At 46.7% G+C, this 15025-nt stretch carries 11 protein-coding genes and 1 pseudogene; 7 read left to right on the top strand and 5 right to left on the bottom strand.

Features of this window, described 5'->3' with window-relative positions; all coding sequences use genetic code 11:
* Positions 1–2: 2 nt before the first annotated feature.
* Positions 3–272, bottom strand: a complete 270-nt coding sequence (locus QUA78_RS25990; protein ID WP_333303166.1) for a YciI family protein — start codon at positions 270–272, stop codon at positions 3–5.
* 160 nt (positions 273–432) lie between these two features.
* Between QUA78_RS25990 and QUA78_RS25985 the strand changes: the two genes are divergently transcribed.
* The gene (locus QUA78_RS25985; RefSeq protein WP_333303165.1) at positions 433–1005 is read left to right on the top strand and encodes a Uma2 family endonuclease; all 573 of its coding nucleotides are present in this window, start codon (positions 433–435) and stop codon (positions 1003–1005) included.
* Positions 1006–1073: 68 nt separating this feature from the next.
* Here QUA78_RS25985 and pheT read toward each other — a convergent pair whose 3' ends face one another.
* On the bottom strand, positions 1074–3518 hold the full coding sequence (gene pheT, locus QUA78_RS25980) for a phenylalanine--tRNA ligase subunit beta (RefSeq protein WP_333303164.1): 2445 nt from the start codon (positions 3516–3518) through the stop codon (positions 1074–1076).
* 526 nt (positions 3519–4044) lie between these two features.
* Here pheT and QUA78_RS25975 point away from each other — a divergent pair.
* The 5 genes from QUA78_RS25975 to QUA78_RS25955 all read left to right on the top strand — a co-directional run bounded on the left by QUA78_RS25975 (position 4045) and on the right by QUA78_RS25955 (position 11734).
* A complete protein-coding gene (locus QUA78_RS25975; protein WP_333303163.1) occupies positions 4045–4182 on the top strand; it encodes a hypothetical protein in 138 nt (45 codons plus the stop codon).
* 1 nt (position 4183) lies between these two features.
* Positions 4184–5815 (top strand): serine/threonine-protein kinase, encoded by a 1632-nt coding sequence (locus tag QUA78_RS25970; protein ID WP_333303162.1) that lies wholly within the window; start codon positions 4184–4186, stop codon positions 5813–5815.
* Positions 5816–5975: 160 nt separating this feature from the next.
* A complete protein-coding gene (locus tag QUA78_RS25965) occupies positions 5976–9101 on the top strand; it encodes an MASE1 domain-containing protein (RefSeq protein WP_333303161.1) in 3126 nt (1041 codons plus the stop codon).
* 27 nt (positions 9102–9128) lie between these two features.
* The gene (locus tag QUA78_RS25960; protein ID WP_333303160.1) at positions 9129–10937 is read left to right on the top strand and encodes a PAS domain-containing sensor histidine kinase; all 1809 of its coding nucleotides are present in this window, start codon (positions 9129–9131) and stop codon (positions 10935–10937) included.
* 311 nt (positions 10938–11248) lie between these two features.
* A complete protein-coding gene (locus tag QUA78_RS25955; protein ID WP_333303159.1) occupies positions 11249–11734 on the top strand; it encodes a hypothetical protein in 486 nt (161 codons plus the stop codon).
* Positions 11735–11836: 102 nt separating this feature from the next.
* Here QUA78_RS25955 and QUA78_RS25950 read toward each other — a convergent pair whose 3' ends face one another.
* On the bottom strand, positions 11837–12328 hold the full coding sequence (locus QUA78_RS25950) for a WbuC family cupin fold metalloprotein (RefSeq protein ID WP_333303158.1): 492 nt from the start codon (positions 12326–12328) through the stop codon (positions 11837–11839).
* Between the two features lie 76 nt (positions 12329–12404).
* Here QUA78_RS25950 and QUA78_RS25945 point away from each other — a divergent pair, with 76 nt between their 5' ends.
* The gene (locus tag QUA78_RS25945) at positions 12405–13628 is read left to right on the top strand and encodes a tetratricopeptide repeat protein (RefSeq protein WP_333303157.1); all 1224 of its coding nucleotides are present in this window, start codon (positions 12405–12407) and stop codon (positions 13626–13628) included.
* 1006 nt (positions 13629–14634) lie between these two features.
* Here QUA78_RS25945 and QUA78_RS25940 read toward each other — a convergent pair.
* Positions 14635–14823: a hypothetical protein gene (locus QUA78_RS25940; protein ID WP_333303155.1), complete on the bottom strand. Its 189-nt coding sequence runs from the start codon at positions 14821–14823 to the stop codon at positions 14635–14637.
* Between the two features lie 61 nt (positions 14824–14884).
* Positions 14885–15025: pseudogene (locus QUA78_RS25935) on the bottom strand (ISAs1 family transposase); the annotation flags it as partial.

The raw sequence follows: 15025 nt of genomic DNA, 5'->3' as shown, positions 1-15025 counted from the left end.
CCTTAAAAAGCTTGAATCCACTCTTTCACGTCGTATTCAGTCCAAACCCCATTTACCCAATAAGGATCGGTTTCAACCAATTGTCGCACAGCCGCCTCATCTTCGGCTTCGTAAATTGCAAAAATTTTAGTTAAATCTTTTGTAGGCCCGATCGTACTTAAAACGCCCGATTCCTTCTGCTTAGCCAATCCGGCTAAATGATCGTCTCGAAACGGAGCGCGTTTTTCGAGAACGTCTTCGCAGTAACTTCCCCACATCACATATTTGGTCATATTTTTGAGCTTTAGATGAATTTGTTTAAAAGTTATTGTACAATAAGAGTAAGAGGTTTTAACTAAAATTTTAAGAATAAGATTAATGAACCGCAGAGGGCGCAGAGGGCGCAGAGGAAGAGGGGAAACAGAGATGATTGTTAGAGAGGAGTAGATTGCTATGAATTTATTAGACATTCGTTTGTTGACGGTTCAAGAGTATCGTCGCATGGCCGAAATTGGGATTTTTGACGAAGATGAACGAGTAGAATTATTGGCAGGACAAATAGTAAAGATGGCAGCAAAAGGAACAGCACATGGTGCAGCGGTGAAACGCACAGAGAAGTTACTGGAAAATCGTTTGGGAAATCGAGTTTTGGTGCGGCTGCAAGATCCAGTTCGGTTAAATGATTACTCGGAACCTGAACCTGATATTGCTGTAGTTGTACCCGATCCACTTTACTATGAAGACCATCATCCTACTCCTTCTGAAGTTTATCTAATTATTGAAGTAGCCGATACTACGCTGAGAACAGATTTGGGGATAAAAGCAAATCTTTATGCTCAATCTGAAATTGCAGATTATTGGGTTTTGGATGTTAATAATCGGCAACTCCACGTTTTTCGAGAACCGAGTCAGGATGGTTATCAAAGTCGGGTGATTCTCGGGGATGATGGGAGTATTTCTCCTTTGCAGTTTCCCGATATTTCCTTTATGGTTCGGGATATGTTGCGGCCATTGGTGTCAATTTAACGCTTTTTCCCTGAGTCCGCCAGGGAACTCCTTCCCTGGCGGCCTCCATTGGTGGCTGACGGCCTATTTTAGCTTCTCAAACTAACGCCGAATTTCTCAACTAAAACATCGCGGACTTTTTGTTGGGCTGGTTCGACATCAGTTTCGCTTAATGTTCGATCGCCCGCGCGGTAAACTAACCGAAAAGCCAAACTCCGCTGGCCCGCCGGTACGTTGTCGCCCCGATATTCGTCGAACAGTTCCACCGAATCCAGCAAACTACCCGCCGCCTTTTTCATCGCACTTTGCATCTGAACAACCGCAACCTCTACAGGCGCGAAAAACGCAATATCTCTGTCAGAAGCGGGGAAACTCGAATAACCCGCAAACTTGCGAGTCGAAATGCTCGATCGCCCTAATTCACCCAACAGCACCGCTAAATCTAATTGAAACACGTAAACCTGCTCAGGCAAATCCTTTTCTTGCTGCAATTGCGGGTGCAACTGTCCGAAAACTCCTAAATATTTCCCGTTTAACGATAACGCAGCGGTGCGGCCCGGATGCAAGCGTGTATTCGAGGAATCGCTTTGATATTCCACCGACAAACCCAACTCTTGAAATGCGCTTTCCAAAATACCTTTTGCCTCAAACCAACTCAAAGGTCGATCGCGCCCTCCCTGCTGCCATTTCCACACAGTCGGATCGCCGCCGATAATCCCCGCTACTGCATCAGCTTCCTTCATTGCATCCGCATCTTTCCAGAAAATGCGGCCGACTTCAAAACCGTTTAGCGCCCCATTTCCCTGTTCCAAATTGTACCCGAAAGCATCAATCAAACCCGACAGCATCTCAGTCCGCAAAGCCGAATACTCCACAAACAGCGGATTCGCCAGCACAACCTGATTGTCTCCCTCAGTTTTCACCAAAGAATAGTGCATCAACTCCGTCAAACCGGCAGCCCGAAAAGCCGATCGCACATTCCGAATTGCCGCATATTCCGGCGACAAATAACCGGGTTCTGTTTTGCTAGGCAAAGTATCGCAGAAATTGTCGTAGCCGTGGAGTCTGGCAACTTCTTCAATTAAGTCAATTTCCCTTTCTAAATCGCGGTAGCGGTAAGCAGGAACAGTTATCGCAAACACCCGTTTTTTTTCCGTCGCAACAACTTCGCATCCCAAGGCTGTGAGAATATTTTTTACCTCTTCCGGTTCCAGATATTTTGAACCGCCCGTTTGTCCTCTTTTCAACTGCCCCAAAACCAGATTTACTCGGTCTAAACGCAATTCGAGCGATCGGCTAAAACTCAAATCATCGCCCGAACTCGCCGTTTTCTGCACCGTCGCAGTGCCTCCAGCCAACTCCAAAATTAGAGCTACAGCGCGGTTGCAGGCCGTCGTCAAGGCCGCCTGATTCACCCCCCGTTCGTAGCGGATCGATGCCTCGCTGCGCAAGCCTTGAGCGCGCGCAGAACGGCGAATCGTTGCCTGGTCAAAAATCGCTGCTTCCAAAACTAAATTTTGCGTGCCTTCGTGAACTTCCGTATCTTCGCCGCCCATTACCCCAGCTAAGGCAACTGGTTTGTCGCTAGCAGTAATTAACAGGTTTTGAGCTTGCAAATTGCGGTTTTGTCCGTCCAAAGTTTTGAAGGATTCGCCTGTTTTAGCAAAGCGGACGCCGATGCTGATATCTTGAGTGCCGGTGAAAGATTGCAGGCGATCGCGATCGAAAGCGTGGAGCGGTTGTCCCCATTCCAATAAAATGTAATTAGTCACGTCAACCACATTATTAATCGGCCGCACTCCCGCCGCCTGCAACCGCTGCTGCAACCAAGCCGGAGAAGCAGCAATTTTCACACCTTCAATTGCCGTGCCGATGTAAATCGGGCATCCTTGCGGTTCCGATATTTCTACTGCCAAACCAGGACTTTCTTTGCCCTCAATCACAACACCATTCGCTTCGGGAATTCTCAAACTCGCCCCAGTCAGCGCCGCCACTTCCCGCGCTACACCCACCATGCTCAAAGCGTCAGCACGGTTTGCAGTTGCTGTCAAGTCTAAAATCACGTCGTCTAAACCCAAAAGAGGGCGAATATCGCTGCCCAATTCGGGATTTTCTAACTCGAAAATGTGAATGCCTGCTGACTCTTTAGCCAGTCCCAATTCTGCCAGAGAGCAAATCATTCCTTCGGAAGGAACGCCCCGCAATTTAGCCGGTTTAATCTTTAAATCAATAGTCGGCAGAACAGTTCCGACAACAGCGACAGGCACGTAAATGTCTGCCCTAGCGTTGGGTGCGCCGCAAACAATATTCAAAGCTTCACAAGAGCCGACATCCACTTGACAAACTCTCAATTTGTCTGCATTCGGATGCTGTTCGCAGGCGATGATTTTGCCCAAAACTACCCCGCTTGCCCAAGGGCGGCGGTCTTCAATTTCTTCGACTTCAAACCCTGCCATTGTCAGGGTTTCGGCTAATTCTTCCGGGGATATCGACACATCCACCAATTCCCGCAGCCAGTTTAGAGAAATACGCATAATTTAGTCAGTAGTTAGTTGTCAGTGCTCGGTAGTTATTAGTCATTAGTCTGCGCCGGCCGGCTTCGACTGTGCAGTCACAGAATTTATTCGGCAAAGCCTTTACTACCATAATAATTTAATTTTGTCAATAGTTTCGTGGTATACATAAGCAAAAACGAGCGATCGGTCACTTATGTTGATGGCTGCTGGGGGGATTAGTAACATTCTCATTCAGATAATGAGGTATGCTAGAAATATCTCACAGTGCAAAGATCTATACTTCGGACAGTTTTTGATTGCCAACCTTAGAATAAGGGTTTCAAGGCGATTCGGCAAGTTCGCTACCAACGGAAAATCGAGGGTGTCAGATTACTAACTAAAAACTGTCCGGACTCTTGAAAGCTCACCTAAGTGTAGAAAGACTTTACACAAAAAAGGACAAATTTAGCAAGTCTTTAAACTATTTTCAAGGATAATCCACAGAAAAAACTCACAGCAGCGAGATAATCAAAATAGGGAAAAGATATCTGCCTAAAAGACTTAGGTGCAATTCCAATTCGCAACCGGACGCACGGCCCGCCGACAACTGATAGATCAGTATTTCTACCAGAAGCAGGAACAGGCAATTTGTGCAGTCGAGCGACGCTGGCAAAATCAGAAAAACATAGGCAAACTCAATTAACATGAGCTACTGCGTAAATCCGGGCTGTCCCCATCCTCAAAACCCTGCTGACTCTATTCTTCAGTGTCAGACTTGCGGTGCGCGGTTATTGCTGCGCGCTCGCTACCGAGTCATTGAACCTTTAGGACAAGGAGGTTTTGGAGCTACATTTCTGGCAAAAGACATCTCATTGCCCGGTCAACCGAGTTGTGTTGTCAAGCAACTGCGACCCAGTAGTTCGTCGCCGCGAGTTTTAGAAATGGCGCGGGAATTATTCAAGCGAGAAGCGAAAACCCTCGGCCAACTGGGCGACCACCCGCAAGTACCGAGGCTGCTAGACTATTTTGAAACCGAACAGCAATTTTACTTAGTTCAAGAGTATGTTAAAGGCTCGACTTTGAAACAAGAAGTCAAGCATTCAGGCCGTTTCAACGAATCCGACGTTAAAAATTTTCTATTAGAAATTCTGCCAGTAGTGCAATATATCCACAGCCAAGGAGTAATTCACAGAGACATCAAACCCGCAAATATTATTCGCCGAGTTCAAGACAGCCACTTAGTTCTGATTGACTTCGGAGCGGTAAAAGATCAAGTCAGCCAAACAATATTATTAGACCCCGCCGACCAAAGCGCCAACACGAAATTTTCAGTCGGCACATTTAGTTTCGCTCCCCCGGAACAAATGGCGCTGCGACCGATATTTGCCAGCGACATCTACGCTGTGGGCATGACTTGCTTGTACTTGCTCACAGGAAAGTCGCCCAAGGATTTAGATTTTGATGGAGTAACTGGCGAAATTGTTTGGCAGCCCCACGTTCAGGTAAGCCCAAATTTTGCACGGATTCTCGAAAAAATGCTCAAGCCGATGGTTGGCCACCGCTTCCAATCGGCAGCAGATGTCCTCAGAGCTCTCTCGGGCCAATTTGAAGACCCAACTCTGATGGACGGCTTGGCAACTCAATTCAACGGCTCTTCTCGTACAGTTGAAGAACCGACAATATTTAATGACGAGGGTTCTTCGTGGTCACCGCCGAGGAGCAAAATCAATGAAGATTTACGCTCGAACCAAAGCCGCATTGGTAGAACTTCCTGGAGCCAATCCGGGAACACGGGGATGCAGCCCAGAGTTTCCCGAACTCTGGCTGAGTCAGGCAGAACTTTCGGAACGGTTGGACCTTCCAGCGGCAATTTAGCAGGGCAAAAGGTAACGAAAGCTGTTGTTAAGTGGGACACCAACAGCTTGCGAGCGGCATATTTTAAAGGCAAGCGCGATTTTGCTGACTGCGAACTCTCTGGCTTGCAACTGCAAAAATTGCAGTTAGCGGGGGGGAATTTTTATCAGGCTAGGTTGGTGAAGGCAAATTTGCAAGCAGCGGATTTGTCGGGGGCAAATTTGGGTCACGCGAGGTTAATTAAGGCGAATTTGCGAGATGCTAACTTGACTGAGGCTTATTGCAGCACTGCCAATTTTGAAGGCGCGGATTTCCGAGGTGCTGACTTGACGGGGGCTTATTTGACTAAGGCAAATTTGCGGGGAGCAAATTTGTGCGGGGCGAATCTTACCAACGCGACAGTTTCTGATGAACAACTGGCAATGGCAAAGACCAATTGGCTTACTGTTAAGCCGGATGGCAAGCGGAGTTTTGGATTCTAAGAAGTCATTAGTCATTAGTCATTAGTCAGTAGTCAGTAGTCAGTAGTCAGCAGTCAGTAGTCAGTAGTCATTAGTCATTAGTTAGTGGGTAGCTGCTACGAATAACAGTCAACAGTCAACAGTCAACAGTCAACAGTCAACTCCCCACTCCCCCAGTCAGGTGAGTCGCCAGGAGGAAGCCCGATCGCCCCAATGCCGCCTAAATTTAAAACTAGCAATGGAGGATTCGATCGCACTAAACATGAAACTGCTCAACCGCCGCACTCGACCGCTTCTGTACGCCGGTATCCTGGCTCTGACCTACTTTGTTACCGGAAAACTCGCAGCGTCGATGCTGGGGCTGGTAAAAGCCGAAGTCTCCCCCGTGTGGCCGCCTGCCGGTATTGCTCTAGCGGCGCTGCTACTGCTAGGGCGGCGGATGTGGCCGGGAATTGCCCTCGGTTCGGTGCTGTTAAACTCTACCGCCGGTATACCGTCCGCCGTCATTGTCACATCAGCCTTTAGCGTCACCCTGCAAGCGCTGGCTGGGGAGGCTTTGCTGAGCCGGAGCGAATTTTCTACCAAACTCGATCGATTGCGAGATGTTCTGAGTTTGGTGGCGGGCGCTGTCATCGGGTCCACTTTGCTCGGTTCTACCCTCGGCAACTTGGGCGCGTGCATTTTTGGTTGGGTTCAGTGGAGCAATTTCTCTCGGAACTGGTGGACTGCGTGGCTCGGAGACGGCATGGGAATTTTGATCGTGACGCCATTGCTGCTGACTTTAAACCACGCCGTTAATAGTTTTAAATTTCAAATAAAACCCCGCATTATTTCAACTTTTATAGCAGTTTTTAACAGGCCGAAGTACCAATTACCAATTACTAATTACCCGCGAACGTCTCCAGCAATTGAAAACCGCTCTCAGCTTTTATTTTTAATTGTTAATTATTCAGAAATAGCGCTTTGGCTGACTCTCTTGCTGAGCGTTAGCTGGCTGTTTTTTTGCTCGAAAACACAGGCGGGGATCGCTCTGTATCCGCTGGAGTATTTGCCTTTTCCTCTGATAGTTTGGGCCGCCCTGCGGTTTCAACCGCCGGGAGCGATTTTTGCTTATTCGATCGTGTCTTACATCGCGATTTTGGGAGCGGTGCAGGGAGGTGGCCCATTTTTCGCCAAAAGCGATAATCTCAAACAAGCGGTGTTGTTTTTACAAGCTTTTATCGGTACGATCGCCCTTGTGGCTCTGATGTTGGCGGCCGCCGTAGCAGAACGCCAGCAAGCGCTGCAGGAAGTGCGCCGCACGGCGGCGGCGCTGCGATCGCGCGAAGCTAGTCTGGCCAAAGCTCAGCGCATCGCTCAGTTGGGCAATTGGGATTTAAATTGCGCCGCCGTCGCAGTAACTGAGAGCTTTCAGGAATTGTCGGAACACCTTACACCCAATATCGAATTGCGGTGGTCGGACGAACTTTACCGCCTCTTGGGTTTTGCTCCGGGAACCGTCAAACCGACACCAGAAGTTTTTTTGCAGGCCGTACATCCAGAAGACCGAGAATTGGTGGCGCGATCGCAGTCTCAAGCTATGTTTGAGCGCAAACCCTATTGCATTGATTACCGGATCGTGCTTCCAGACGGCGGAGTGCGTACTGTCTGCGAACAGTCGGCAATTAACTCAAACGTCATTTCCGCCACAGTCCAAGACGTTACCGAGCGCCACTGCGCGGAAGCCGCTTTGCGAGCGTCCTCCGATCGCGATCGCTTGCTCTCAGAAATGGCGCTGCGAATTCGCCACTCCCTCGACCTCGAAGAAATTCTCAACACTACTGTTGCCGAAGTCCGGCAATTTTTCAAGGCAGACCGCGCTTTCATCGGTATTATGGACGCGGACGGGGTACATCTTCCTAGCCCGGTGTACGGTAAGGTTGTGGCCGAGTCTGTGGATGCCCAATGCCGTTCTCTTTTGGGGTGGGTACTCGCTGACGAGAATCACCTCGAAAACCAGAAAACTTTTTATGCTAACAACCGCGTCCGAGCTATCTCCGATACTGCTAGCGTTCAACTCAGCGTTCCAATTGCCCAATTGTACAGCGACTATCAAATTCGCGCGACGTTAAATGTGCCGATCTTCCTGGGGGATCAATTGTTCGGGATCTTAGCCGTCAACCAGTGCTCGGGGCCCCGCCAGTGGCAGGAATTTGAAATTGATTTGTTGGAAAAACTCGCTACCCAAGTGGCGATCGCTCTCCAGCAAGCCCAACTTTTGCAGCAGGTTAAAGATCTCAATGCCAACTTGGAATCTCAAGTAGAGGAACGCACCCGCCAACTACAGCAAAAAATGCACGAACTGCAAGAAAGCAACCGCCTGAAAGACCTATTTTTGCACGCAGTTTCTCACAATCTCCGCACTCCAGTTATGGGAATGTTAATACTGCTAAAAAACTTGCTCAACAAATCGCCCTCAGACTCTCTACAAGATGTTCCGGTTTCTCGATCGATTTTGCAGCGGATCGTTCAGGCCAGCGAACACCAGTTGACTATGGTTAATGCCCTGCTCGACGCTCACGCTAGCGAGGTGAAAGGTATTGTTCTCAATACTGTACCTCTGCATTTGCCGTCTTTAGCTTCAGCCATTGTTGCCGATTTAGAACCGATGCTGGCCAAAAACCAAGCAACTTTGACTCAGGATATTCCGGCGGATTTGCCACAAGTCAATGCCGATCGCCAACACTTGCAGCGGGTGCTAGAAAATCTGTTGACTAATGCTATTAAACACAATCCTCCGGGAGTAAATATAACTTTTAAAGCCGAGGTAATTGCTGTTGAAACAGCGCTAAGTTATGAAGAAAATTCCCAGGCTTTAACATCGCCCAATAATCAGCTTGCCCGCTGTATCGCTAACCGGATATCTGCTGCGGGCGATCGTCCTAGGATTTGCGAGACTACCCAGAAAAATCAGGAAACCCTGGCCAAATTCAACCTCGACGGCAGTTGCAAAATGCCCCGCTATCAGGGTCAAATTGGCAATATCGGCAGCAAATTGCCCGGAGTCACCGTAAAAATGGTTCGCTGTACTGTAACAGATAATGGAGTGGGAATCAGCGCCAAACAGCGGGCATCTCTGTTTGAACTTTACGTTCAAGACCCTAATAGCCGACAATTAACAGGGCTGGGTTTGGGATTGTACCTCTCCAAGCAAATTATCAAAGCTCACGGCGGCTCGATCGGCGTCGAAAGCACTCCCGGAGAAGGCTCGACTTTCTGGTTTTCGCTACCTGCTGTCAACTCGGACGATCCCTCTTTCCCAATCTAAAATCTAAAATCTAAAATCTAAAATGGTATGAGCTATTTGGGCAATGCAAAATCAGTTCAGGCGTTAACGGTTTACGAGGTGTGGCGCGATCGCTTCCTCCGAGAACGGCTGCGCCCTGCTGTCGGAATTGCCATCTTTTTTGCCTTCACAATAACGGTCTATTTTGTGGGCGAAAGATTCTTCGCTCGCCAGGAGTTTAAAAGTGTTTATTTGTACACTAGCGCTGCTGTAGAGTTTGGTTTATTGACCTGTTTTGTGTTGCAAAAAACCTCCTTCGGACAGCGCTATCCCGGTTTGCTATTTTTGGGTTTTTCGTGGTCGCTGACGGTGGTTGTACAGCTTGGGCTAGCTGTCGCACAAGCCGGGGAATTACCAATTTTTACCTGGAGTTTAGCGTTTCTGATCCAAGCTACGCTGATGCCCGTCCGCTGGCGCCTCCACCTGATTTCTCAACTCGGCGTTTTGTGTTGCCACGTCGGGATAAATTTGGTTTTAAATCTAAGTTTTGCTAAGTATACTGCTTTTAAGTTGACCTGGTTTTACTTATATTTGTTTTGGTTTTGTTTGATTTGCGATTTGTCGGTTTATTGGTACGAATGTCTGCAACGGAAAGAGTTTAGTACCAGGCGCGAGTTGGAATCTGCTTACCAGCAGTTGGAGGTGGCGGAGGCGAAGTACCGCAGCATTTTTGAGAATGCGGGCGAGGGGATTTTTCAAAGCACTCCCGATGGTCGTTATATTACTGCAAATCCAGCTTTGGCGCGGATTTACGGCTGCGATTCCCCGGAAGAAGTGACGGCAAAGTTTACTGATATCGAGCGGCAGTTGTATGTCGATCCGGCTCGCAGAAAAGAGTTTTTGCGAGCGATCGAGGAAAGCGGCACAGTATCGGATTTTGAATCTAAAATTTACCGCTCAGACGGCAGTATTGTCTGGATTTCCGAGAAGGCGCGGGCGGTACGGGACAGCAGCGGCTCCCTGCTTTATTATGAGGGTTTAATTGAGGATATCACGCAGCGCAAACAGGCACAAGAATCGCTGCGGCTGTTTATCCACGCTCTTTCTCACGACTTGCGAAACCCGGTGGCGGGAATGTTAATGGTGCTGAAAAATTGGCAGACAAAAACCGGGGATTCGATCGCAATTCCCCGTTCTGTTTTGGAGCGGATGATTCAAGGTAGCGAGCAGCAGTTGCGGTTGATAAATTCGCTTTTGGAAGTTCACGCCGGGGAATTGCGCGGTTTTGTTTTGCACTGCGATCGGGTTGATTTGAGGGGGGTCGTTGAAGCTGCTGCGGCCGATTTGGAGCCTTTAATGAATGAGGCTCAAGCTAATTTTAAAAATTTGGTACCTGATGATTTTCCCGCCGTGAATGCTGACACTACTCAGTTAAGGCGCGTGTTTTCTAATTTAATTGCTAATGCTTTAAAACACAATCTGCCCGGACTGAATTTAACGGTTTCCGCTCAAGTAATTAAGGCGGAAAAATTAATTATAAATCAAAGACAAGCAAAACAAGACATCGACAAATTACCGATTACCAATCCACAATCCCCAATCCCCAATTATCAATCCCCAATCGCTAATTCTCCAAGTAGCATGATTTACTGTACCGTTGAAGATGACGGGGTGGGAATATTGCCGGAACAGTGCGAACATCTTTTTGACCTCTACGTTAGGGGTTATCAATCCCGACACTCCCTTGGTTTGGGTTTGGGTCTATATCTTTGCCGACAAATTATTGGCGCTCACGGCGGGGAAATTGGGGTAATTAGCAGTCCCGGTGCAGGGGCAACTTTTTGGTTTACTTTGCCGCTGGCTGAGAATTCCCGGTAATTTTTTTGTCTGTTTAATTACATTTAATCTAACAACAGCGCCCGACATTTAGAACCTTCTTAATTGCTGAAACCGTTGCGAAATATTGCTTCTGCTTTCTGCCTCCTGCCTTCTGCTCTACTTTGGTTGTACGGTCGCAGGCGGCTTTTTGAGCGGCCGGGGCCAAATTAGTCGATCGGACTATTGATATTCATTTAAAACCGTGCTATACTTACCGAAATGTTTTTAATAAAAAAAACAATTTCACATTTTCTTTAGAAATAGCATTTAATCTATAAAATCTATAAAACTAGATGAAAGACCTGCAATTTATGGTCCACACAAGCTCAGAAAATACAGCTAAAGACGATGCAGATAAGTACGATTCAGCTAAATATAACGAGCGGTCGTTCTCAACTTTAATTCGGGCGCTCCGTCTTTCCCAAGGTTACTTTTCTTTCGTTTTAGTCCACTGCAACTCGCTGGCTTTGCGGCAGCAAATAGTCGATCGGCTGCAAGCAACTTGTGCCGTCAAACCGCGGCAACTGTTTTTGCCCGAATCGGCAACAACTCTCTACAGGACAATCGCTGCAGAACTAGACGGGGAAAAGCCTACAGCTTTAATGATCCTCGGTTTGGAATCAGTGCTGGCGATCGATAGATTGCTCGTTTCTACCAACCTACTATGCAGCGAATTCAGCAAAACATTTTCCTTTCCCGTCGTCTTTTGGGTGACGGATGAACTTCTGAGAAAAATTGTTCGCACCGCCCCGGATTTATACAATCGGATGACGACAATTAGATTCATCAGTCAGTAGTAATCAGCCCATCGATTTTAGATTTTAGATTTTAGATTTTAGATTTTTAACAGTCAACAGTCAACAGTCAACAGTCAACATTTAACACTCAACAGTCATCAGTCAACTGTTAAATTCCGCTTCCCAAATCAGGACTAATTCCCGCGCCGCCGCAGTTCCCTCAGTAGGAAAACTTGCCAAAAAGTCTTTATCCGCCCCCACGTCGTAAGGCCCTTCCTTAAACTCCAAAATCACAGTATCCGGTGCCAAAGCTACTAACGTATGAATAGTGCCCTCTGGCAGTTCGACAGCGCGAGTCGGGCCCGCAGCGCTGACTCGCAAGGAACGGAGGATTTGACCGTTTTCATTCAAAATAACAATACCCACTTCTCCTTGAATCACTACGAAAAACTCAAAACCGTTAATTGCAGGCGGGCGCAGGTGTTGGTGAGGGCGGACGTAAGTGCCTGGTTGCAGCACGTTGACAAACCGCTGCACTTTTTCAGACAAATCGTGGAAATTGTAGTTTTGTCGCTGGCGGGGACTGCGGCGGGAGGAAGCGGCAACTTCGTCTAGCAATTCTTGCGTCAGCAATTTGATCGGGGGGGACTGCACAACAGATATCCTGTATTTAATAGTTCTTGAACAAATGGGCTAGTCTGGGATCATCGTTATCAGCATCTCTTGACACATGGAAATCGCAACTCAGGTGCGTATCACTAAGGCAATGCGTTTGTCAAGTATCTTTAGAAAAAGTATTAGCCCGATCGCCCTTTTGACTATTCTAGTCTGCGCCAGTAGCGTTTCTGCGTCTGAACCGAGGGTCGCACTTTTGGTTCAGCAGCAATTCCCACAGCAGCAACTGAAAGACGAAATTCGCGATCGAGTTCAAGAAGAAGTTGACATTGCTTTCGGGCGCACGGCGGTACTGCTGAACGGGCTGATAATTGCCCTAACTTTGTTTCCGACAGCAGCCGGAGTCGGGGTTTGGTTTCTGTTGAGCAAATTGTCCAAGCAGACAACAGTTGCTCGCCAAGAAATTGAAAGTCTCCATTACGATACAATCTCTCAATTAAAACTATTAATTTCGGACGCTGAAAGTATCTTAGGCGAAATTCAACACCAAAGTCACGCGGCGGATGCAGAAACAGACTTGTTATTGCCCGATGCCCAAATTCAAGAATTTGCTCCGGTTAACTACGGCAATCACCAACAGCTAGTGACGGCAGGCGACTATGCTAAACAGGGAGATGCTTGTTTCTTTGAAAACCGTTATGAAGATGCGATTGCTGCTTACAATCTTGCCCTGCAAATTCAGCCGGATTTAGCCGATACTTGGAATAACCGGGGAGTAGTGCTGACGAGAATGCAGCGGTATCCAGAGGCGATCGCCTCTTACGAACAAGCTACTACAATTCGCCCCAATTATCCCGACGCTTGGAACAATCGAGGCGTGGTATTGTTGGAGTTGCAGAAGTACCAGGAGGCGATCGGCTGTTACGAACAGGCAATTCAAGCCAAACCCGATTACGCCGACGCTTGGAACAACCGAGGCGTTGCTTTTTCCAAAATGCAGGAGTACGAACAGGCAGTAATTTCTTACAATCAAGCTCTACAAATTAAAAATGATTATACTGATGCTTGGAACAATCGAGGCGTTGCACTTTCCAAATTGCAAAAATACGAAGCTGCGATTGATTCCTACGAAAATGCTGCTAAAATCCGACCTGACTTTTACAGAATTTGGTACAATAAAGCCCGATGTTATGCACTACAAGGTAAAATTGAACTAGCAATTGAAAATTTAAAGCGCGCCCTCAATCTCAATCCGAATGTGTGTAAAGAGTTGGCAAAAAGTGAAGCTGATTTGGAGAAGATTCGCGAATACGATGCCTTCAAGCAGTTGATAAGTTAATAGCTGTAATTGTAGGCTGCGTGACCACAAATTATTTCAAATTTATCACGGGTGACTAATAAAAGTCATGCACCGAAAAATTACGCTATCTACATTCGATCTATTAATTCATCACAAGTCACACAAAGTCTTGTGCTGTCTCGATTACTTTTGCCAATATTACACTTTTTGCAAATAGTTTGTAGATTATACCAATTTCCTAAAGTCATGCTACAGATAGAGCATCTAAAATAAATTCCCATCCCGTCAAAGAAGCAATAACTTCCAACGTCAACTTATTTAACTCTTTTTGCTGAGCAATGCTCTCAACTCTTCTATTTGGTCAAATCTCAACCATTGCAATTGTTCTTTTACCTATCCCCACAGTCTTTCTATGGGGTTTACTTCCGGACTGTATGCGGGTTGAAACAGTAAAATAACATTTTCTGGTATGCTGAGATTTAAAGAGTTATGAAATCTTCCATTTTCTACTTAAATTATATGTAAATCCTCCGGATACTCACTAGCAAATAGCTCTAAAATTTTCTCGAAGCACACTGTATCTAAATGTGTAAATTCCTAAAAAAAGCTGGCTCCAGTTAGCGGTTCTACTGCCCCATACAGCCACAAATAAGTAAAGTTCCATTGCACTTGGACTTGCGGTTTTATTCCGTAACCTGTTAACTTTATTATTTGAATTGTATGCAGCCCCATCCGACTTTAATCTTGACTCCAATATCAGTTTTTTTTCAGTTTGATAAAAAGCTATAATTCTTACTCAGACAAGTTTTTATAAGAAATGGGAGTTTTTTTTAAATTCTACTACTGCCCCTAGTTTCTGTTTTTCACTCACGGGACGTGGCAATGCGTAATTTTCCTTTTAGGCGATATTTTGTCCATTTATTTACTGTCCGATATGCCACTTTTACTTCGCAGCAGGTTGTCAGCCATTGATGTACCTCTTGGTAACTACTGAATCCTTCGGGAGCGAGCAATTCTTTTGATAATCTATCTACAGTTTCGGCTGTCATGATTCTTGGTCTTCCCGATCGAGGTTTTTGGTATAATAATTCTGCGATGCCTCCCGATCAATAACTAGACAACCATCTTTGTATTGTGGTACGATGTTTACCGTGCGCCGCACCGCCACAGACAATACGCTATCTGCCGTTTGGGTTTTGAGCCAATACAGAGCTTGCAGTTTTTCGTGGCACACAGCATCTTTCTGTTGACCCAGAAGAGCTTTCAGTTCTTCTGCCAGGGTAAGAGCATCTCAATCAAGCTTGACAAAACGAGTTGATAGCAGTCATCATATAATCATTATTCATAGAAGCCTGTTTGATTTTTTGACGAAGACTACGCTGCAATGTTTTCTCCTGATTAAGAGCGTTAAGTGCTATCCGTCTCAGGATGGCAAA

Source organism: Microcoleus sp. K4-B3 (genome assembly GCF_036704615.1).
Classification (GTDB): domain Bacteria; phylum Cyanobacteriota; class Cyanobacteriia; order Cyanobacteriales; family Microcoleaceae; genus Microcoleus.
The sequence above is the reverse complement of the archived record's forward strand: the minus strand, read 5'-3'. Positions and strand labels throughout refer to the sequence as shown.